The 18,829-nt window shown below is 73.0% G+C and carries 21 protein-coding genes; 6 read left to right on the forward strand and 15 right to left on the reverse strand.

Going from position 1 to position 18,829, the window contains the following annotated elements; translation table 11 throughout:
- Window positions 1-46 precede the first annotated feature (46 nt).
- From guaB to IH61_RS0100145, 3 genes are all read right to left on the reverse strand, one after another.
- On the reverse strand, window positions 47-1,549 hold the full coding sequence (gene guaB, locus IH61_RS0100135) for an IMP dehydrogenase (protein WP_031062926.1): 1,503 nt from the start codon (window positions 1,547-1,549) through the stop codon (window positions 47-49).
- A gap of 273 nt (window positions 1,550-1,822) precedes the next feature.
- A complete protein-coding gene (locus tag IH61_RS0100140) occupies window positions 1,823-2,539 on the reverse strand; it encodes a sigma-70 family RNA polymerase sigma factor (protein ID WP_078910724.1) in 717 nt (238 codons plus the stop codon).
- Window positions 2,540-2,877: 338 nt separating this feature from the next.
- Entirely contained in the window at window positions 2,878-3,489 is a 612-nt protein-coding gene (locus IH61_RS0100145) for a response regulator transcription factor (RefSeq protein WP_014136228.1), read from the reverse strand.
- A gap of 560 nt (window positions 3,490-4,049) precedes the next feature.
- Between IH61_RS0100145 and IH61_RS0100150 the strand changes: the two genes are divergently transcribed.
- Window positions 4,050-4,376 (forward strand): WhiB family transcriptional regulator, encoded by a 327-nt coding sequence (locus IH61_RS0100150; protein WP_031062931.1) that lies wholly within the window; start codon window positions 4,050-4,052, stop codon window positions 4,374-4,376.
- A 99-nt stretch (window positions 4,377-4,475) separates the two neighbouring features.
- Here IH61_RS0100150 and IH61_RS0100155 read toward each other — a convergent pair whose 3' ends face one another.
- The 3 genes from IH61_RS0100155 to groES all read right to left on the reverse strand — a co-directional run bounded on the left by IH61_RS0100155 (window position 4,476) and on the right by groES (window position 7,687).
- On the reverse strand, window positions 4,476-5,489 hold the full coding sequence (locus IH61_RS0100155; RefSeq protein WP_031062934.1) for a LysR family transcriptional regulator: 1,014 nt from the start codon (window positions 5,487-5,489) through the stop codon (window positions 4,476-4,478).
- 147 nt (window positions 5,490-5,636) lie between these two features.
- The gene (gene groL / locus IH61_RS0100160) at window positions 5,637-7,265 is read right to left on the reverse strand and encodes a chaperonin GroEL (protein WP_031062936.1); all 1,629 of its coding nucleotides are present in this window, start codon (window positions 7,263-7,265) and stop codon (window positions 5,637-5,639) included.
- A 116-nt stretch (window positions 7,266-7,381) separates the two neighbouring features.
- The gene (groES, locus tag IH61_RS0100165) at window positions 7,382-7,687 is read right to left on the reverse strand and encodes a co-chaperone GroES (RefSeq protein ID WP_014136232.1); all 306 of its coding nucleotides are present in this window, start codon (window positions 7,685-7,687) and stop codon (window positions 7,382-7,384) included.
- 248 nt (window positions 7,688-7,935) lie between these two features.
- On the opposite strand from groES, the gene IH61_RS0100170 reads away from it, so the two are divergent.
- The 3 genes from IH61_RS0100170 to IH61_RS0100180 are packed head-to-tail and all read left to right on the forward strand — an operon-like array spanning window position 7,936 to window position 9,751.
- Complete coding sequence (locus IH61_RS0100170; RefSeq protein ID WP_031062942.1) at window positions 7,936-8,268, forward strand: hypothetical protein; 333 nt, start codon at window positions 7,936-7,938, stop codon at window positions 8,266-8,268.
- Window positions 8,265-8,567 carry a hypothetical protein gene (locus IH61_RS0100175; RefSeq protein ID WP_158844473.1) on the forward strand — a complete coding sequence of 101 codons (303 nt, stop codon included), beginning with the start codon at window positions 8,265-8,267 and terminating at the stop codon, window positions 8,565-8,567. Before IH61_RS0100170 ends, IH61_RS0100175 begins: the two co-directional genes overlap by 4 nt.
- A 17-nt stretch (window positions 8,568-8,584) precedes the next feature.
- A complete protein-coding gene (locus tag IH61_RS0100180; protein WP_031062946.1) occupies window positions 8,585-9,751 on the forward strand; it encodes a class I SAM-dependent methyltransferase in 1,167 nt (388 codons plus the stop codon).
- Between the two features lie 44 nt (window positions 9,752-9,795).
- On the opposite strand, the gene IH61_RS49440 is transcribed toward IH61_RS0100180, so the two are convergent.
- From IH61_RS49440 to tsaB, 5 genes are all read right to left on the reverse strand, one after another.
- Window positions 9,796-10,731, reverse strand: coding sequence for a polysaccharide deacetylase family protein (locus IH61_RS49440; protein ID WP_267883981.1), 936 nt, complete (start codon window positions 10,729-10,731; stop codon window positions 9,796-9,798).
- 78 nt (window positions 10,732-10,809) lie between these two features.
- Window positions 10,810-11,106, reverse strand: coding sequence for a hypothetical protein (locus tag IH61_RS0100190; RefSeq protein WP_051836041.1), 297 nt, complete (start codon window positions 11,104-11,106; stop codon window positions 10,810-10,812).
- The gene (gene tsaD / locus IH61_RS0100195) at window positions 11,103-12,209 is read right to left on the reverse strand and encodes a tRNA (adenosine(37)-N6)-threonylcarbamoyltransferase complex transferase subunit TsaD (RefSeq protein ID WP_031062958.1); all 1,107 of its coding nucleotides are present in this window, start codon (window positions 12,207-12,209) and stop codon (window positions 11,103-11,105) included. The genes IH61_RS0100190 and tsaD overlap by 4 nt, the downstream gene beginning before the upstream one ends.
- The gene (gene rimI, locus IH61_RS0100200; RefSeq protein WP_031062962.1) at window positions 12,202-12,681 is read right to left on the reverse strand and encodes a ribosomal protein S18-alanine N-acetyltransferase; all 480 of its coding nucleotides are present in this window, start codon (window positions 12,679-12,681) and stop codon (window positions 12,202-12,204) included. The genes tsaD and rimI overlap by 8 nt, the downstream gene beginning before the upstream one ends.
- A 23-nt stretch (window positions 12,682-12,704) precedes the next feature.
- Window positions 12,705-13,379, reverse strand: coding sequence for a tRNA (adenosine(37)-N6)-threonylcarbamoyltransferase complex dimerization subunit type 1 TsaB (gene tsaB / locus IH61_RS0100205; RefSeq protein ID WP_031062966.1), 675 nt, complete (start codon window positions 13,377-13,379; stop codon window positions 12,705-12,707).
- Window positions 13,380-13,534: 155 nt separating this feature from the next.
- Here tsaB and IH61_RS0100210 point away from each other — a divergent pair, with 155 nt between their 5' ends.
- Window positions 13,535-14,101 carry a hypothetical protein gene (locus IH61_RS0100210; RefSeq protein WP_031062969.1) on the forward strand — a complete coding sequence of 189 codons (567 nt, stop codon included), beginning with the start codon at window positions 13,535-13,537 and terminating at the stop codon, window positions 14,099-14,101.
- Window positions 14,102-14,115: 14 nt separating this feature from the next.
- Here IH61_RS0100210 and IH61_RS0100215 read toward each other — a convergent pair whose 3' ends face one another.
- Both IH61_RS0100215 and tsaE read right to left on the reverse strand, forming a co-directional pair.
- Complete coding sequence (locus IH61_RS0100215) at window positions 14,116-14,325, reverse strand: hypothetical protein (protein ID WP_031062972.1); 210 nt, start codon at window positions 14,323-14,325, stop codon at window positions 14,116-14,118.
- A gap of 167 nt (window positions 14,326-14,492) precedes the next feature.
- Complete coding sequence (tsaE, locus tag IH61_RS0100220; RefSeq protein WP_031062975.1) at window positions 14,493-14,987, reverse strand: tRNA (adenosine(37)-N6)-threonylcarbamoyltransferase complex ATPase subunit type 1 TsaE; 495 nt, start codon at window positions 14,985-14,987, stop codon at window positions 14,493-14,495.
- Window positions 14,988-15,288: 301 nt separating this feature from the next.
- Between tsaE and IH61_RS0100225 the strand changes: the two genes are divergently transcribed.
- Window positions 15,289-16,242, forward strand: coding sequence for an LAETG motif-containing sortase-dependent surface protein (locus tag IH61_RS0100225; protein WP_031062978.1), 954 nt, complete (start codon window positions 15,289-15,291; stop codon window positions 16,240-16,242).
- A gap of 72 nt (window positions 16,243-16,314) precedes the next feature.
- Here IH61_RS0100225 and IH61_RS0100230 read toward each other — a convergent pair whose 3' ends face one another.
- Together IH61_RS0100230 and alr are read right to left on the reverse strand one after the other, a co-directional pair.
- Window positions 16,315-17,490, reverse strand: coding sequence for an alpha/beta fold hydrolase (locus tag IH61_RS0100230; RefSeq protein WP_051836042.1), 1,176 nt, complete (start codon window positions 17,488-17,490; stop codon window positions 16,315-16,317).
- A complete protein-coding gene (gene alr / locus IH61_RS0100235; RefSeq protein WP_031062983.1) occupies window positions 17,487-18,686 on the reverse strand; it encodes an alanine racemase in 1,200 nt (399 codons plus the stop codon). Before alr ends, IH61_RS0100230 begins: the two co-directional genes overlap by 4 nt.
- Window positions 18,687-18,829 lie beyond the last annotated feature (143 nt).

The raw sequence follows: 18,829 nt of genomic DNA on the forward strand, positions 1-18,829 counted from the left end.
ACGTGCGGAAGGGCCCGCCGGAGCGGGCCCTTCCCTGGTGCGTGCGTCAGCGGGCCGAGTAGTTCGGCGCCTCGACGGTCATCTGGATGTCGTGCGGGTGGCTCTCCTTGAGGCCCGCCGAGGTGATCCGCACGAAGCGGCCCTTGCTCTCCATCTCGGCGATGGTGCCGGCACCCACGTAGCCCATGGTCTGGCGCAGGCCGCCGACCAGCTGGTGCAGCACGGCGGACAGCGGGCCGCGGTACTGCACCTGGCCCTCGATGCCCTCGGGCACGAGCTTGTCGTCCGAGGCGACCTCGGCCTGGAAGTAGCGGTCCTTGGAGTACGAGCGGCCCTGGCCGCGCGACTGCATGGCGCCCAGCGAGCCCATGCCGCGGTAGGACTTGAACTGCTTGCCGTTGATGAACAGCAGCTCGCCCGGGGACTCCTCGCAGCCGGCCAGCAGCGAGCCGAGCATCACGGTGTCGGCGCCGGCGGCCAGCGCCTTGCCGATGTCGCCCGAGTACTGGAGGCCACCGTCGCCGATGACCGGCACGCCGGCCGCCTGGCAGGCCACCGCGGCCTCGTAGATGGCGGTGATCTGCGGGACGCCGATGCCGGCGACGACGCGGGTGGTGCAGATGGAGCCGGGGCCGACGCCGACCTTGACGCCGTCCACGCCGGCGTCGATCAGCGCCTGGGCACCGTCCCGGGTGGCGACGTTGCCGCCGACGACGTCGACCTTGACGGCCGACTTGATCTTCTCGATCCAGGCCAGCGCGTTGTGGCTGTGGCCGTGCGAGGTGTCGACGACCAGGAAGTCCACGCCCGCCTCGACCAGGGCCTGGGCCCGGTCGAACGCCTCGGCGCTGGCGCCCACGGCGGCGCCGACCAGCAGGCGGCCCTCGGCGTCCTTGGCCGCGTTCGGGTACTTCTCGGCCTTGACGAAGTCCTTGACGGTGATGAGGCCCTTGATGCGGCCCTCGTCGTCGACCAGCGGCAGCTTCTCGATCTTGTGGCGGCGCAGCAGCGCCATCGCGTCCTCGCCCGAGATGCCGACCTTGCCGGTGATCAGCGGCATCGGGGTCATGATCTCGCGGACCTGGCGGCTGCGGTCCGACTCGAAGGCCATGTCGCGGTTGGTGACGATGCCGAGCAGCTTGCCGGACGCGTCGGCGATCGGGACGCCGGAGATGCGGAACTTGGCGCAGAGCGCGTCCGCCTCGCCGAGCGTGGTGTCGGGGCCGACGGTGATCGGGTCGGTGACCATGCCGGACTCGGAGCGCTTCACCAGGTCGACCTGGTTGGCCTGGTCCTCGACCGACAGGTTGCGGTGCAGCACGCCGACGCCGCCCTGACGGGCCATGGCGATGGCCATGCGGGCCTCGGTGACCTTGTCCATCGCCGCGGACAGCAGCGGGATGTTGACGCGCACGTTCCGGGAGACCCGCGAGGAGGTGTCGACCTCGTTCGGCAGAACCGCGGAGGCCCCGGGCAGCAGCAGGACGTCGTCGAACGTGAGCCCGAGCATCGCGAACTTCTCGGGTACGCCTGCGGCGTTGTAAGACATTTCGGGGGTACCTTCCGTGGCCGGCCTTGATCCGCTCACGCCCGAGGGTGGGGGCGCGCTCATCGCTCACTCGCGCAGACCGCCGAAAGCCGGGTGCTCTGGAGGAACCTCCAAGGGAATCCCGTCCACACCCGCGAAACTTTGGCGACCCGCCCAGGCGCCGATACCCCATGGTACTGGCACCGCGAATGGGTCCTCGTGTGCCCTTGACAACACCGACCGGCCATGGGCCATTCCACCCCCTTCCCGAAGGGGGAGAGGCTCAGGACGGGCTCAGGAGGACTCCTCCGCCAGCGCCCGCAGCCGGCTCAGCGCCCGGTGCTGCGCCACCCGGACGGCCCCGGGCGACATCCCGAGCACCTCGCCGGTCTCCTCGGCGGACAGCCCCGCAGCCACCCGCAGCAGCACCAGTTCGCGCTGGCGGGCCGGCAGGTTGGACAGCAGCTCCTTGGCCCAGGCCGCGTCGCTGCTCAGCAGCGCCTGCTCCTCCGGCCCGAGCGCCTCGTCCGGCACCTCCGGCAGGTCGTCCTGCGGCACGACGGTCGAGCCGGGCCCGCGCATCGCGGCCCGCTGCAGGTCGGCGATCTTGTGCGCGGCGATCCCGTAGACGAACGCCTCGAACGGACGCCCCTGGTCCCTGTACCGGGGCAGCGCGCACAGCACCGCGACGCACACCTCCTGCGCCACGTCGTCCACGTGGTGCCGGGCGCCGCCGGGCAGCCTGGTCAGCTTCGCCCGGCAGTAGCGCAGGGCGAGCGGGTGGACGTAGGCGAGCAGTGCGTCGATGGCCGGGTTCTCGCCGCGGACGGCGGCCGCGACCAGCTCGCCCACCAGCGGGGAACCGCCCGTACCGAGCACCGGCGGACGGTCGGGGCCCACGGCCGCCCGGCCCTCGCCGGGGTCCGCGTACGACGGATCGTGACCCGGCCCGGGGGGCTCCCCCTCCACCGCGTCCGCCTGGCCGGCCACGCCGGCGACGTCGTCGCGCATCGGTCCATGGTGCCTGGTCGTCCGGGAAAACGCGGCACCGCGTCCGGAGTTGTGCACCGGAACGTTATGCGCTGCGGCACCGTACGGCACCGCGCCGCGCACCACCGGCCCCTCCTGCACCGTGCCGCCTCCCGCCCCGCCGTCGTGGGCGGTGCCATCCGTCGCGCCGTCCGCCGAGTGTCCTGCGGCTGCGTGGTTCGCCGCAGTGCCTGTCCGCTGGTCCCCGAGGTGCTCCACTCCTCCATGGTGCAACCTCGGGGCCGTGACGTCACACGCCCGTGCGGTTCCCGCACCGCGATTCGACGGCGGCGCGCCCGCGGCGACGGCGACGGCGGCGGTCAGCGGACCAGGCCCCAGCGGAAACCCAGCGCCACCGCGTGCGCGCGGTCCGAGGCCCCGAGCTTCTTGAACAGCCGTCGGGCGTGGGTCTTGACGGTGTCCTCGGAGAGGAACAGTTCGCGGCCGATCTCGGCGTTGCTGCGGCCGTGGCTCATGCCTTCGAGCACCTGGATCTCACGCGCCGTCAGCGTGGGCGCCGCGCCCATGTCGGGGCTGCGCAGCCGGCGCGGGGCGAGCCGCCACGTCGGGTCGGCGAGGGCCTGGGTGACGGTGGCCCGCAGTTCGGCGCGCGAGGCGTCCTTGTGCAGGTACCCGCGGGCACCGGCGGCCACGGCGAGCGCCACGCCGTCGAGGTCCTCGGCGACGGTGAGCATGATGATGCGCGCGCCCGGGTCGGCGGACAGCAGCCGTCGAACCGTCTCCACCCCGCCGAGGCCGGGCATCCGGACGTCCATCAGGACGAGATCGGAGCGGTCGGCCACCCAACGGCGCAGGACCTCCTCCCCGTTCGTCGCGGTGGTGACCCGGTCGACGCCGGGTACGGTCGCTACGGCGCGGCGAAGCGCCTCGCGGGCGAGCGGGGAATCGTCGCAAACGAGAACGGAAGTCATGACCGTCGTCCTCCGCAGCTGATCCGCGTCACGTTGAGCCTCCTGGCTGGTACGAACCTCTCCGACACGGCCGATCGGCGTCAGCGTCCGTCCTGATCGCCCCGACTGTCCGCGATCTTTCCCGACGTCCGGCGCCCGCTAACCGCCTCCGCACTTCCAACGACCGTCACTCGAATGAGTTACGGCCTTCGGGGCCATCTCCACCACTGTACGTGGCCAACCCATTACGGATCAGCCGCATCGCGGTGCACACGCCGCACTTTTCCGCAGCTCGCGCGCGGTGGGCGTGCGACCCGCACACCCATGCGGAGCGTCGTGCGCCGGTAGGCCACCCGAATGCCACGCCCGCGCCGCCGAAACCCTTGCCCCCTTTGCCCGTTTTTATAGCTTTCGTATGGTCATTGACTGTTGTGCCAGTCTGTGGGTGACTTGTCCATGGAGTTGCCTTAAGTCATATTTCCAGGTGTCCACACCGGTGCATCGACGGCCCACCGCGCCGCTCGGCGGCAACCCCGCCGAGCGCCCGGTCCGGGCGGTAGAGCCTCTGAAGGGAATGAGCCATGGCAGATTTCTCCCGCCTCCCCGGTCCCAACGCGGACCTCTGGGACTGGCAGCTCTCGGCGGCCTGCCGCGGCGTGGACAGCTCGCTCTTCTTCCACCCGGAGGGCGAGCGAGGAGCCGCGCGCAGTTCGCGGGAGACCAGCGCCAAGGAGGTCTGCATGCGCTGCCCGGTGATCGCCGAATGCGCGGCCCACGCGCTGGCGGTCCGGGAGCCGTACGGGGTCTGGGGCGGGATGACCGAGGACGAGCGCGAGGAGATGCTGGGCCGCTCGCGGCACCGGCTGGTGGAGGTCCCACTGACCCCGCCGGCGATCGCCCAGCGTTAGCATCGGCCGTCGTCGCGCCGTGAAGAAACGTTCCTTCGCGGCGCCGTGGGACATCGCAATCCGCCGAGAGCCCCCGGGAAGCCCGGCCGTCACCGACCGTCAGCGGTCGGCGGCCGCCCCCGCGAGACGCTCCAGCATCAGCGCCACCGCCGGGACCTCGGCGAGGTCCGGCAGGGTCAGCGCCACCACCCGGCGCAGCGCGGGAGCCCCCGAGGCCGTCCGCACCGGCACCGTCGACACACCGTCAGGACGCACCGACTGCAACGCCAGCCGGGGCAGCACCGCCACCCCCAGGCCGGCCGCCACCAGGCCGACCACCGCCGGGTAGTCGTCGGTCGCGAAGTCGATCCGGGGCTCGAAGCCCGCCCCCGCGCACAGCTCCACCAGGTGCCCCCGGCACTGCGGGCAGCCGGCGATCCACTGCTCCCCCGCCAGCTCGGCCAGCTCCACCGGCCCCTCGCGCCCGGCGAGCGGGTGGGCGGCGGGCAGCAGGCCCACCATCGGGTCGTCCAGCAGCGGGGTGACCACCAGATCGGACCAGTCCGTGCCGGCGCTCAGCTGCTGGGCCTCCAGGTTGGCCTCGGCCCGCGCCTCGCGCGGCGTCCCGTGCCCGGCGGCGGGGGCTGCGACGGGGGCCACGGCGCCCGCGCCGTCCGACTGCGGGTAGCGGAAGGCCAGCGCGATCTCGCACTCCCCGCCGCGCAGCATCGCCAGCGACTCCGGCGGCTCCGCCTCAACCAGCGACACCCGCACCCCCGGGTGGCCGTCCCGCAACCGGGCGACGGCCGGCGGCACCAGGGTGGAACTCGCGGTCGGGAAGGACACCAGCCTCACCCGCCCGGCCCGCAGCCCGGCGATCGCGGCCACCTCCTCCTCGGCGGCGGAGAGCCCGGCCAGGATGCCGGTGGCATGCTTGAGCAGGACCTTCCCGGCCTCGCTCAGCTGCATCCCCCGGCCCGAACGGACCACCAGCGGGGTGTCCACCGACTTCTCCAGCGCCTTCATCTGCTGGCTGATGGCGGGCTGCGTGCAGCCCAGTTCGCGCGCGGCGGCGGAGAAGGAGCCGGAGCGGGCGACGGCACGCAGGACGCGCAGATGGCGGGCCTCGATCATGCCTCAGTTATAAGGCAATCTTTGCATTCTGCAAAATTCTCATGATAGTTGAGTACGGAAACACACCGGAGGCCCGGCCGCACCCCTCGCGGGGAGTGCGGACCGGGCCTCCGTCGAGCTTCAGGCACTCAGCTCAGGCGCAGTGCCTCAGTGGGAGTGGCCGTGGCCGCCGTGCGAGTGACCGGCGTCCGGCTCCTCCTCCTTCTTCTCCACCACGAGGGTCTCGGTGGTGAGCAGCAGGGAGGCGATCGAGGCGGCGTTCTCCAGGGCGGAGCGGGTGACCTTGACCGGGTCGATGACGCCGGCCTTCACCAGGTCGCCGTACTCGCCGGTGGCGGCGTTGAAGCCGAAGCCCGACTCCAGCTCGGCGACCTTGTGGGTGATGACGTAACCCTCGAGGCCCGCGTTCTGGGCGATCCAGCGCAGCGGCTCGTGCAGCGCCTTGCGGACGACGGCGACACCGGTGGCCTCGTCACCCGACAGGCCCAGGCCGCCGTCCAGCACCTTGGCGGCGTGGACGAGAGAGGCGCCACCACCGGCGACGATGCCCTCCTCGACCGCGGCGCGGGTCGCCGAGATGGCGTCCTCGAGGCGGTGCTTGCGCTCCTTGAGCTCCACCTCGGTGGCGGCGCCGACCTTGATGACGCAGACGCCGCCGGCCAGCTTGGCCAGGCGCTCCTGCAGCTTCTCGCGGTCCCAGTCGGAGTCGGTCGCGGCGATCTCGCCCTTGATCTGGGCGACGCGGCCGGCCACGGCCTCGGTGTCACCGGCGCCGTCGACGACGGTGGTCTCGTCCTTGGTGATGGTCACGCGGCGGGCGGTGCCCAGCACGTCCAGGCCGACCTGGTCGAGCTTGAGGCCGACCTCCTCGGAGATGACCTGACCGCCGGTCAGGACGGCGAGGTCGCCGAGGATCGCCTTGCGGCGGTCGCCGAAGCCCGGGGCCTTGACGGCGACGGCGTTGAAGGTGCCGCGGATCTTGTTCACGACCAGGGTCGACAGCGCCTCGCCGTCGACGTCCTCGGCGATGATCAGCAGCGGCTTGGAGGCACCGCCCTGCAGGATCTTCTCCAGCAGCGGGAGCAGCTCCTGGATCGAGGAGATCTTGCCCTGGTTGATCAGGATGTACGGGTCCTCGAGGACCGCTTCCTGGCGCTCGGCGTCGGTGACGAAGTACGGCGACAGGTAGCCCTTGTCGAACTGCATGCCCTCGGTGAAGTCCAGCTCCACGCCGAAGGTGTTCGACTCCTCGACGGTGATGACACCGTCCTTGCCGACCTTGTCGATCGCCTCGGCGATCAGCTCGCCGACCTGGGTGTCCTGCGCGGAGAGGGACGCGACGGCGGCGACGTCGTCCTTGCCCTCGATCTCGCGGGCGACGGACAGCAGGTGCTCGGAGACGGCGGCGACGGCCTTGTCGATGCCCTTCTTCAGGGCGGCCGGGCCGGCACCGGCGGCGACGTTGCGCAGACCCTCGTTGACCAGGGCCTGGGCCAGCACGGTGGCGGTGGTGGTGCCGTCACCCGCGACGTCGTTGGTCTTGGTGGCGACCTCCTTGACGAGCTGCGCGCCAAGGTTCTCGTACGGGTCGTCCAGCTCGACCTCACGGGCGATGGTGACACCGTCGTTGGTGATGGTCGGGGCGCCGAACTTCTTGTCGATGACGACGTTGCGGCCCTTGGGGCCGATGGTCACCTTGACGGTGTCGGCCAGCTTGTTGACACCGCGCTCCAGCGAGCGGCGGGCGTCCTCGTCGAACTGCAGGATCTTCGCCATGTTCCCTATTCCCTCGGGGCTGCGGCCGGTTCGGAGGCCGCCGAACTAGGTGGACCAACGACCACGCCCCGGGCCACCGTCACTGAGGAGGCGATCCGGGGCGGGGCGGTGACGTCTTACTTCTCGATGATCGCGAGGACGTCGCGGGCCGAGAGGACGAGGTACTCCTCGCCCTGGTACTTGACCTCGGTGCCGCCGTACTTCGAGTACAGGACGATGTCACCCACGGCGACGTCGAGCGGCAGACGCTGGCCGTCCTCGAAGCGGCCCGGGCCGACGGCCAGGACGACGCCCTCCTGGGGCTTCTCCTTGGCGGTGTCCGGGATAACCAGGCCGGAGGCCGTGGTGGTCTCGGCGTCGAGCGGCTGGACCACAATGCGGTCCTCGAGCGGCTTGATGGCAACCTTGCTGCTGGTGGTCACGTCCGAGCTCCCCTTCGGAGATTACGGGGTTTTCTAACGGGTAGGGGCGAACCTGCGTGCCTGCCGTCGCGGGGGTCAGACACACGTCTTCGCGTTAGCACTCCCCCAGTGGGGAGTGCCAAGGACGACCATAGGCCCGTGTTAGCACTCAGTCAACCAGAGTGCCAACGGCGCGCCTCCGGAGCCCGTTCCGCGATTGAGTAGCCGTACTCATGTGCGGGCGTCGGCCGGGCGACCAGACTCGTGCCATGACCGACACCCCGGCCCGCATCGGCCCGTCCCGGCTCCAGGACGCGGCCCTCGCCCTGCTGGCACTGCCCCTGCTGGGAATCGCGCTCCCGTACGTCGTCTTCTCCTTCGTCGCGAGCTTCGGCAACGGTCCCGGGCGCGGCGACGACGGAGACGGCAGCGGCTGGGCCTTCCTGGCCTACGGGATGCTCGCCGGGCCGGTGGCCGCCCTGATGGCGGACATCGTGGTCGCCGTCCGCAGCCACCGCGCCGGCTACCGCTACCTGCCGGTCGCCGCCTCGATCTCGCCCTTCGTCGTCCCGGCCGTCTTCTCCTCCGGCGCCCTCTGGTGAGCGCGCCACGGCCGCGGATGCACCGGGGCGTCGACCTGCTGCTCGCCCTGATCGTCCTCCTGTCGATCGGCGTGGCGGCGTACATCGGATTCTGGGCGGCCTTCGTCCTCGCGCTCCTCGTCCACTCCTGGACCGCCGGAGTGGTCGTCTACGCCGTCGCCGCCCTCGTGGGGCTGGCGTTCACCGTCCGGGGCACCTGGCGGACCGGTTACCGGATCACCCCGGTCGTCGCGGTGGCCACGCCGCTGCTCGGGCCGCTGCTGATCCGGGCCGCCCTCGGCCTCCACGTCCTCTCCTGACCGGCGAGAATGATCCCGTGGACACCGAGAACCTCCAGCCCCTCCTGACCGCCGAGGGCCAGGCCCTGCTCGCCGAGCTGCGCGAGTTCACGCCCGAGGAGGAGCTGGCGCTGGCCACCCGGCTGCGGCGGGAGCACCCGGCGGAGCTGGTGTCGGCGGCGTTCGGGCAGGCGCGGCTGCGGCAGCGGGCGCGGGCGAAGTTCGGGGCGGACGCCGACCTGATGTACTTCACGCCCAACGGCGTCGAGCAGTCCACCCGGCGCAGCGTGGCCGAGTGGCGGGCCCGCCGCTTCGCCGAGTTGGGCGTACGGCGCCTCGCCGACCTCTGCTGCGGGATCGGCGGGGACGTGCTGGCGCTGGCCCGGGCGGGCATCCAGGTGCTGGCCGTGGACAGGGACCCGGCCGCCTGCGCCGCCACGGCGGCCAACGCCGCCGCCCTGGGCCTGGCCGACCTGGTCGAGGTGGTCTGCGCGGACGTCGCCGAGGTGGACGTCACCGGCTACGACGCGGTCTTCACCGACCCGGCCCGGCGCACCGCCCGCGGCCGGGTGTTCGACCCCGAGGCGTACGCCCCGCCGCTGTCCTGGGCGATCGAGGCCGGCCGCCGCACCCCGGTCGGCGCGCTCAAGGTGGCGCCCGGCATCCCCCACGAGGCCGTCCCCGAGGACGCCGAGGCCGAGTGGGTCTCCGACCACGGGGACGTCAAGGAGGCGGTGCTCTGGTTCGGCACCAAGGCTTCCCGCCCGCACCGCGCCACCCTGCTGCCGCAGGCCGCCAGCCTCACCGGCGGAGACCTGCCCGACCCGCCGGCCGGCCCGGTCGGGCGGTACCTGTACGAGCCGGACGGCGCGGTCATCCGGGCCCACCTGGTCGCCGAGGTCGCCGAGATGGTCGACGGCCGGCTGATCGACCCGAAGATCGCCTACCTGACCTCGGACGCCCTGGTCCCCACCCCGTACGCGCACGCCTTCGAACTGACCGACGTACTGCCGTACAACGTCAAGAAGCTCAAGGCGCTGCTGCGCGAGCGCGGCGTCGGCACGGTGGTGATCAAGAAGCGCGGGATGGCGATCACCCCGGAGGAGCTGCGCCGCCAGCTCAGGCCCTCCGGGCCGAACACCGTCACGGTGATCCTCAGCCGCACCGACAACGGGCCGCTGATGATGCTCGGCCAGCCGGTGTAGCGCTGCCGGTGCAGGGCAGCGGGTGCAGCGCAGCCGGACACGGCCTAGGACGGCGCCTGGATGTAGTCCTCCAGCCGGGCCACCGAGAAGCCCTGCTCCTGGATGCGGGCCAGCAGCTCGCCGAACATCTGGGTCATCGTGGAGCCCTTGAGCTCCTTGGGGCCGCGGAAGTGCGCCAGGATGATGTCGCCCGCCTTCAGCTTGTCCCCCGACTGGTACTGCATGTCGTGGATCTGCATCGACTCGCGCCACAGCACGATCGCGCGCGGGCCGCACTGCTGCACCGAGTTGTTGAGGGTCGGGGTGTTGGCGCCGTCGCCGAAGGGCGGGCGGAACAGCAGCGGGGCGGTGCCGTACTGCTGGGTGAGCGCGGACTGCGCATCGCAGACCTCGGACTTCTGCTTCTCCGGGGAGATCTTGCTCATCACCGGGTGGTCCACGGTGTGGTTCTGGATGTGGTTGCCCAGCGCCTGGAGCGGCTTGAAGTAGCCGTAGTCGTTCTTGACGATGTCCCGGGTCAGGAACATCGAGATCGGCACCTTCAGCTCGGTGAGCATCTCGACGAACTTCGGGTCCTTCTCGGCGCCGTCGTCGATGGTGATGAAGACGACCTTGTCGGTGGTCTTCACATCGCTGAACACCGGGACGGTGCCGGTCTTCTCCAGCTTGATCGGCTTGTCGGCGGGCGGCGCGGGGGCCGGGGCGAGCGGCTTGAGGTTCCACTTCGCCCAGGCCGCGGCGTCGGCCCCGGCCGGGGCGGCGGCGCCCGGCGTGGTGGCGGCTCCGGTCGGCGCGGCGGCACCGGCGGACTGCGTCGCGGCCGCTCCCGCCGTGGTGGCGGCCGGGGCCGCGCCGCCGTCGCCTCCGCTGCCGCACGCGGTGGCGAAGGCCAGCACGGCCACCGCACCGGCCGCGTACGCCCTGGTCCTGCCCAGCCCGTCCCGGCCCAGCCCGTCCCTGTTCAGCCCGTCCCTGCTCACCCGCACCGCGCTCCCGGCTTCGTCCAGCTTTCTCTCAGCAAGCACGGTAGCGGCCGGGTCGCCGGTTCCCGAACGCCGCTACTCGACGTGCTGTTCGACGTGCTGTTCGACGTACCGCTCGACGTGCTCGCTGGTGAAGGACCAGCGGTGCACCGGGCGGCCGAGCAGCTCCTCCGGCGGGTCCGGGACGGGCACGGGCCCGCCGCTCCACCAGGTGATCAGCAGGACGCGCTCGCCGGGGGCGGAGAGCAGCTCCAGCCGTTCGAGGCCCGCCGCACCGCGCAGCGCAGGCAGGGCGAACTCCCGCGCCCAGGCGGCGAGTTCGGGCCCACGCCCGGCCGCCGCCCGGGCCTCCCACATCGCGGCGAGGGTCATGCCTCGCCGCCGCCGAGGGCGTCGTACGCCTGGTCGTGGAAGTGCCCGTGCTCAAGGTGTGCGGCGGGCACGTGGACGTCCGTCACCGGCAGCGAGGAGTCCGCCGACAGGTCGAGGGAGGACGGCGCGCGGTCGCGCCAGACCATCTCGGCGCCCAGCGCCGCCACCATCGCGCCGTTGTCGGTGCACAGGCCCGGCCGGGGCACCCGCAGCCGGATGCCGGCCCGGTCGCAGCGCTGCTGCGCCATCTCCCGCAGCCGGGAGTTGGCCGCGACGCCGCCGCCGATCATCAGGTGGTCCACGCCGTTCTCCCGGCACGCCTTGACGGCCTTGCGGGTCAGCACGTCGGTGACGGCCTCCTGGAAGGACGCGGCGACGTCGGCGACCGGCACCGGCTCGCCGGCGCGGCGCTTGGCCTCGACCCAGCGGGCGACGGCGGTCTTGAGCCCGGAGAAGGAGAAGTCGAACGCCGGGTCGTTCTTCCCGCTCAGGCCGCGCGGGAAGTGGATCGCCTTCGGGTCCCCCTCGCGGGCCGTCCGGTCGACGATCGGCCCGCCGGGGAAGCCCAGCCCGAGCACCCGGGCGACCTTGTCGAAGGCTTCGCCGGCCGCGTCGTCGATGGTCGCGCCGAGCGGGCGGACGTCGGTGGTGATGTCCTCGCTGAGCAGCAGCGAGGAGTGCCCGCCGGAGACCAGCAGGGCCATCGTCGGCGAGGGCAGGCGGCCGTGCTCCAGCTGGTCCACGCAGATGTGCGAGGCGAGGTGGTTGACCCCGTACAGCGGCTTGTCCAGCGCCCAGGCGTACGCCTTCGCCGCGCTCACCCCGACCAGCAGCGCGCCCGCCAGGCCGGGGCCGGCGGTCACGGCGATGCCGTCCAGGTCGGCGGCCTTGACCCCGGCGGTGTCCAGGGCGCGCCGGATGGTCGGGACCATCGCCTCCAGGTGGGCGCGGCTGGCGATCTCCGGGACGACGCCGCCGAAGCGGGCGTGGTCGTTGACGCTGGAGGCGACCGCGTCGGCCAGCAGCGTGGTGCCGCGCACGATGCCGACGCCGGTCTCGTCGCAGGAGGTCTCGATGCCGAGGACGAGCGGTTCGTCAGCCATGGTGGAGGTCCTCAATGTCCTTCGGTTCGGTGCTCGGGTGGTCGAGGCGCATCACCAGCGCGTCGACGTTGGCGGGCTGGTAGTAGCCGCGCCGGATGCCCACCGGCTGGAAGCCGTACCGCTCGTACAGCCGCTGGGCACGCGGGTTGTCCACCCGGACCTCCAGCAGCAGCTCGGTACAGTCGCGCCGGGCGGCCTCCCGGATCAGGTCGACGAGCAGGGCCGCGCCGAGGCCCGTGCCCTGGTGGCGCCCGGCGACGGCGATGGTCTGGACGTCGCCCTCGCCGGCGACGGCCATCAGCCCGGCGTAGCCGACGACCGTGCCGTCCCCGGTGGTGGCGACGGTGTAGTGGCGGGTGCCGCCGGGGTGGGCCTCGGCCAGCTCGGACCAGTACATCCCGTGGGACCAGGAGTCCTCGGGGAAGAGCTCCAGCTCCAGGCCCATCACCGGCTCGATGTCCCACCAGCGCATCGGGCGAAGGGTGGTGCCGTGCTTCACGCCGGGAGCACCGCCTTGCCCCCTAGAACCGTCTTGTAGGCAGCGGGCACCTGGGCGTCCGGGCGGCGCAGGTAGAGCGGGACGTTAGGCAGCAGCTCGCGCCCGGCGGCCAGTTCGGCGGCGGCGAAGCCCGCCAGGGCTCCGGCCGAGACGTGCTCGGGGCCGTGCCCGCCCGGGAAGCTGTCGGGGTAGAGGAGCGCGCCGGCGCCGACCGCGCGGGCCGCGGGCGTCAGCTCGGCCGGGCGGTCCACGCCCGGGCCCTCGACGCGGCGGCCCTCGGCGTCGTAGGAGGCCCAGTAGACCTCCTTGCGGCGCGCGTCGGTCGCCACCGTGAAGGGCTCACCGGTCAGGCCCTCGGCGCGGGCCTGGAAGGCGATCGCGTCCAGGGTGCAGACGCCGTGCACGGGCAGCCCGAGGGCGTCGCCGAGCGCGGCGGCCGTCACCAGGCCGACCCGCAGGCCCGTGTACGGGCCCGGGCCGACGCCCACCGCGATGCCGGTCAGCGCGTGTTTGTCCACCCCGGCCGCCTTCAGCACCTGGTCGATGGCGGGCAGCAGCAGTTCGCCGTGGCGCCTGGCGTCGACCTGGTGGGTCTCGGCGAGGACGGCCGTGCCGTCATGGACGGCGGCGGTGACGGCGGGGGTTGCGGTGTCGAACGCGAGCAGCAGCACGGGTCAAGGTTAGACCGAGGTTGCTCCGACCGGCCGATCGCAGAGGTGTACCGGTCGGGAACACACTTCCGAGGCGCTGCGAACCGCGCGGAAGGACCTGGCACGATTGGGCGGGTACGTAACGGGACGGCGGCGGGAGCGGCACGGTGGCGAAGATGGGTCCTGGAGTGGTGGTCACGGGGCTGACCCTGGGGGCCCTGGCGGTGGTGAGCCTGCTGGCCTTCCAGGCCAACGGCGCCCAGGACCGGGCCGGCGGCGCCAAGCCCGTCGTCAGCACCCCGGCCACCAGCGGCCCCGCCTCGGCGGCGCCCAGCGCCACCCCGACGCCGACCGCCCCGACGCTGCCGGCCTCCTCGGGCACCGGCCTGCGGGTGGTCTACTCGGTGAGCGGCCACTACGTCTGGCTGATCGACCCCAGGAAGAACCCGCAGGTCGCGGCCGCCTTCCCGGTCACCCCGGGCTCGATCGAGCCGACCCCCGGCAGCTACTCGGTGTACAGCCGCACCGCGACCGGCACCGGGACGGACCACAAGGCGATCGAGCACGTGGTGCGGTTCGCGCAGCAGAACGGCGTGGTGTTCGGCTTCAGCGCGGCCGTGGACGGCAGCACGCCGACCGTCGACCCGACCTCCAAGACCGGCGGCATCCGCAGCAGCCGGCAGGACGCCCAGCTGCTCTGGGACTTCGCGACCAACGGCGTGAAGGTGGTCGTGGTCGCCTGAGGCCGACTGCGCGACTACGCGGCCCGGGGCGCCTGCGCCTCGGGCCGTTCCGCTGCACGACCACGGGCCGGCCGGGGCTCCGGTTCGGGCGGGGTGGACACCGCCTCGGCGGCCGCGCAGGCGGCCAGCAGCGCCCGCATCGACTCCCCCGGTGCGCGACGGGCGGACTCTCCGGCCCCGGCGGGGCGCACGGCGCGCTCCGGGGCGGGGGTGGTGCTCGACATGGAGCCTCCCTAGTTAGGCAGACCTAACCGCAGCAACCATCCCACCACGCCCGGCACCTCTGCCGCAACACCTTGCCGACAGCCTGTCGGTAAAACGGCGTACGCGCCGCCGCGGGCGGCGTACGGCGCGGGCACACGCCGTACGGCTCACGCGCGCGCCGTACGGCTCAGGCGAGCGCCCCCAGCTCGACGCCCGTCCAGCGCGGGCCGATCCCGGTCAGCAGCACCCGGCGCGGGTCGTGGTCCTCCCCGGCGTCGTCGCCGATCGCCCGCTCGATCCGCACCTCCAGCCGGTCCTCCGACAGTCGCTCGACCTTGCCCTCGCCCCACTCGACCACGATCACCGACTCCGGCAGCGAGACGTCCAGGTCGAGGTCCTCCATCTCGTCCAGGTCCCCGCCCAGTCGGTACGCGTCCACGTGCACCAGCGCCGGGCCCCCGACCAGCGACGGGTGCACCCGGGCGATCACGAAGGTCGGCGAGGTCACCGCCCCGCGCACCCCCAGCCCCTCCCCCAGGCCCCGGGTCAGCGTCGTCTTCCCCGCGCCCAGCTCGCCGGAGAGCAGCACGAGGTCCCCCGGGCGCAGCAGCGCGGCCAGCTCCCGGCCGAGCCGGCCCATCCGCTCCGGGGTGGGGACGGTGAGAGTGGCGTGCGAGCCCATGCGGTTCCAGTCCTTCGGTCCGTACCGGCGCACCGCCTTCCGGGCGCCACCGCTACCGTGCCACATCGCCGCCCGCGCGCGCTCGGGGTGTCGTTTCGTCCGACTGTGAACGGCTTTCAGCGGATGCGTGACGCCCACGAACCACCCCCCGGTTTCATGGGATTCTCATGATGCCGTACGGTCCTTTCATCCGTACCGGATGCGAGCGGGGGGCTCGTAGCTGGAGACACCCCTGCCTGTCCGGACCCAAATCGCCCCGGGCCGCACAGGCCCCGGGGCCGGCTACGCAGAGGTCCCATTCATGAAGCTCCGCCGCGGTTTCGCGATACCGACTGCCGCCGTCATCGCCTCGGCCGCCGTCATCGCCGCCGCCCCGATCGCCTCCGCCGAGTCCCCGGCGCCCACGGCGACCACCGGTGCGAGCGCCGCGCCGACCGCGACCACCAGCGCGTCCACCGCCGCCTCTCCGGCCGCGACGCCCAGCGCGTCCGCTTCGGCTTCGGCTTCGACTTCCGCCACGGCCACGGCCACGGCGACCACCAAGCCCACCACCAGCACCAGCCCGGCCCCGACCGGTGAGCTGACCCTGCCGAAGATCACGGTCAAGGGCTTCCCGACCACCGTCGTCCCGGGCGCCCCGGCCGTCGAGTTCAGCGCCGAGGTCGCCAACGTCTCCGGTCACGAGTCGGCCGTCTTCCCGTACCTGATCGTCGCGACCGAGCACAACAAGATCACCAACGCTCAGATCAAGCTGCAGTACCAGGACCCCGACACCAAGGCGTGGAAGGACGCCACCCCGGACACCGGCACCGACAAGGCCCGCGTGCTGGACCTCGGCGACGAGGGCTTCTACCTCAACAAGGACGAGAAGCTGACGTTCCAGCTGAAGCTGGCCGTCACCGCCGACACCGAGGCCGACGCCGCCGCCTCCGCGCTGGGCGCCGCCTACATCGAGAAGGGCAACGAGAAGGTCGGCTTCCCGGCGAGCGCGGTCACCCCGTTCACCATCGGCAAGGCCGGCACCAACGCCGGTGGCGGCACCCCGGTCACCGTGCCGGACGCCAAGGGCAAGAAGCCCTCCGGTGACGCCGTCGCCAAGGCCAAGTCCAAGGCCGGCGCCCGTGCCGGCAACCTGGCCGAGACCGGTGGCGGCAGCAACACCACCGCCATCGCCCTGACCGGTGCCGCTGTCGTCGCCCTCGGCGCCGGCACCCTGGTCTTCCTGCGTCGCCGCAAGGCCGGCGCGAGCGCCTGATAGCGCCTGCCATCGCCCGACCGAACCGGCCCGGCACCTTTCGGGGTGTCGGGCCTCGGCGTTTCCCGAGGTCTACGCCAGGTCGAGGACGGAGGCCGGCGGCTCGCCCGCCCCGCAGAACGCCGCGGCGCGCCTGAGCAGCACCGCCAGCTCGTGGTCGACCAGCTCCGGCCGCTCCAGCATCACCAGGTGCCCGGCGCCCTCGACCACCACCAGCTCCGCCTCCGGCAGCCGCTCGGCCATCGCCTCGCTGTGCGCCGCCGGGGTCAGCAGGTCCTTCGTCCCGGCCAGGATCAGCGCCGGCAGGCCCCGCACGGCGGCCAGCGCCGCGTACTTCTCGTGCGCGCCGAACACCGGGTAGAACTCGGCGACCACGTCGATCGGCGTGGCGTCCAGCAGTTGCTCGGCGAAGCGCACCACGCCCGGATCGACGTCCTTGCCCCCGAACGAGAACCGCCGGTAGAACACCGCCGCCACCTCCGAGCCCAGCCGCCTGGTCGCCTCCACCAGCTCCACCTGACGGCCCAGCAGCCGCACCACCCCGGGCGCGACCTTCTTGAACAGCTTCGCCCCGGCCTTCGGCAGCCCGAGGCTCACCTCGTTCCAGTCCCCGGCCAGGGTGCCGATCAGCGCGACCCCGGCGACCCGCTCGCGGAACAGGTCCGGCCGCCGGTCGGCCAGCGCCATCACCGTCATCCCGCCCATCGAGTGCCCCACCAGCACCAGCGGCCCGCTCGGCGCGACGGCGTCCAGCACCGCCTCGAGGTCCCCGCCCAACTGGTCGATGCTCGCCGGCTCCCCCGCCAGGTACGAGCGGGAGCGCTCGGAACGGCCGTGGCTGCGCTGGTCCCAGAACACCAGCCGCAGGCCCTCGCGCAGCGCGGCGCGCTGGAAGTGCCAGCTGTCCTGGTTGAGGCAGTAGCCGTGGCAGAACACCACCGTCAGCTGGTCCTCGTCCCCGCTCTCCCAGCCGGTGCCGTCCAGCTCCACGTACAGCTCGGTGCCGTCCGGGGCGGCCACCGTCAGCGGGCGGCCGCGCAGGGAGCCGTACGGGGCGCCGGCGTCCAGTTCCGCCCGGGCGCGGCGGCGCGTCGCCCGTCCGACCGTCAGCCGTTCGATCGCCACCCCGGCGGCCGCGCCGGCCGCCAGCACGCCGACCGAGATCCCGATCACGCCCGCCCGGCTCACCCCGCCGGCGGCCTTGGCCACCGCCGTCACCGGGCTGCTCCCGTCGGGCGTGCCGGTCATGCCGGCAGGCCCTCGGTGTGCTCGGCGCCCAGGTAGCGGCGGGGCACCCGGGCACCGATCCGGGTGACGATCTCGTACGAGATGGTCCCGGCGGCGCGGGCCCAGTCCTCGGCGGTCGGCTCGCCGCGGTCGCCGTTGCCGAACAGCAGCACCTCCTCGCCGATCGCGGGGGTGTCGCCGCCGAGGTCCACCACGAACTGGTCCATCGCGACCCGGCCGGCCGCCGTACGCCACTTGCCGCCGACCTGCACCGGGCCGGAGCCGCTGGCGTGGCGCGGGATGCCGTCGCCGTAGCCGACCGGGACGAGGCCCAGGGTCGTCGGGCCGGGCGTCGTGTAGTGGTGGCCGTAGCTCACCCCGTGCCCGCCGGGCACGTGCTTGACCAGCGCCAGCCGGGCCGTCAGCGCCATCACCGGGCGCAGCCCGAAGTCCGCCGGCGAACCGACCTCCGGCACCGGCGAGAGCCCGTACGCGGCCAGGCCCGTACGGACGAGGTCGTAGTGCGCCTCCGGCAGCAGCAGGGTGGCCGGGGAGTTCGCGAGGTGGCGCACCTCGGGGCGCAGCCCGGCGGCCTCCGCCGTGGCCAGCGCGGTGCGGAACGAGTCCTGCTGCGCCCGGATGGACGGGTGGCCGGGCTCGTCGGCGGCGGCGAAGTGCGACCAGACGCCGACGACGGTCAGCAGCCCGTCCGTCTCGGCGCGGCGGGCGGCCTCCACCAGGCGCGGCCAGTCGTGCGGCTGGCAGCCGTTGCGGCCCAGCCCGGTGTCGGCCTTGAGGTGGACCCGCGCCGGGATGCCCGTCTCGCGGACGGCCGGGAGCAGTTCGTCCAGCGCCCACATGCCGCTGACGGAGATGTCCAGCCCGGCGCGCAGGGCCTCGCGCCACGGGCCTCCGGGCGTCCACAGCCAGCACAGGATGCGCGCCTGCTCGGGGCGGATGCCCGCGGCGCGCAGCGCGAGCGCCTCCTCCGGCGTGGCGCAGCCCAGCCAGCCGACCCCGTGCGCGACCGCCGCCCGGGCACACTCGACCGCCCCGTGGCCGTAGGCGTCCGCCTTGACCGCGAGCATCACCGAGGCGGCGCCGATGCGCGCCCGCAGCGCGTCCAGGTTGCCGCGCAGGGCCGCCAGATCGATGGTCGCCTCGGCCCGAACGCCTTCGGTGAGGGTGGCTGTGCCGGTCGTGTTCGCTGTTGTCATCAGGGTCAGTCTCCCAGACGTCCCGGAGTCCTCGCCGAACGGCCCAACGGCCGGGCCTCCGTCCCCCACACCGGATACCCGCGCCGACCTGCGACGAAGCACTCGCCCACCCTTCCCAGGACGCCGGGAACGGACGCCCCGGT

Origin of the sequence: Streptomyces sp. NRRL WC-3742 (assembly GCF_000720635.1) — a bacterium.
Classification (GTDB): Bacteria; Actinomycetota; Actinomycetes; order Streptomycetales; family Streptomycetaceae; genus Kitasatospora.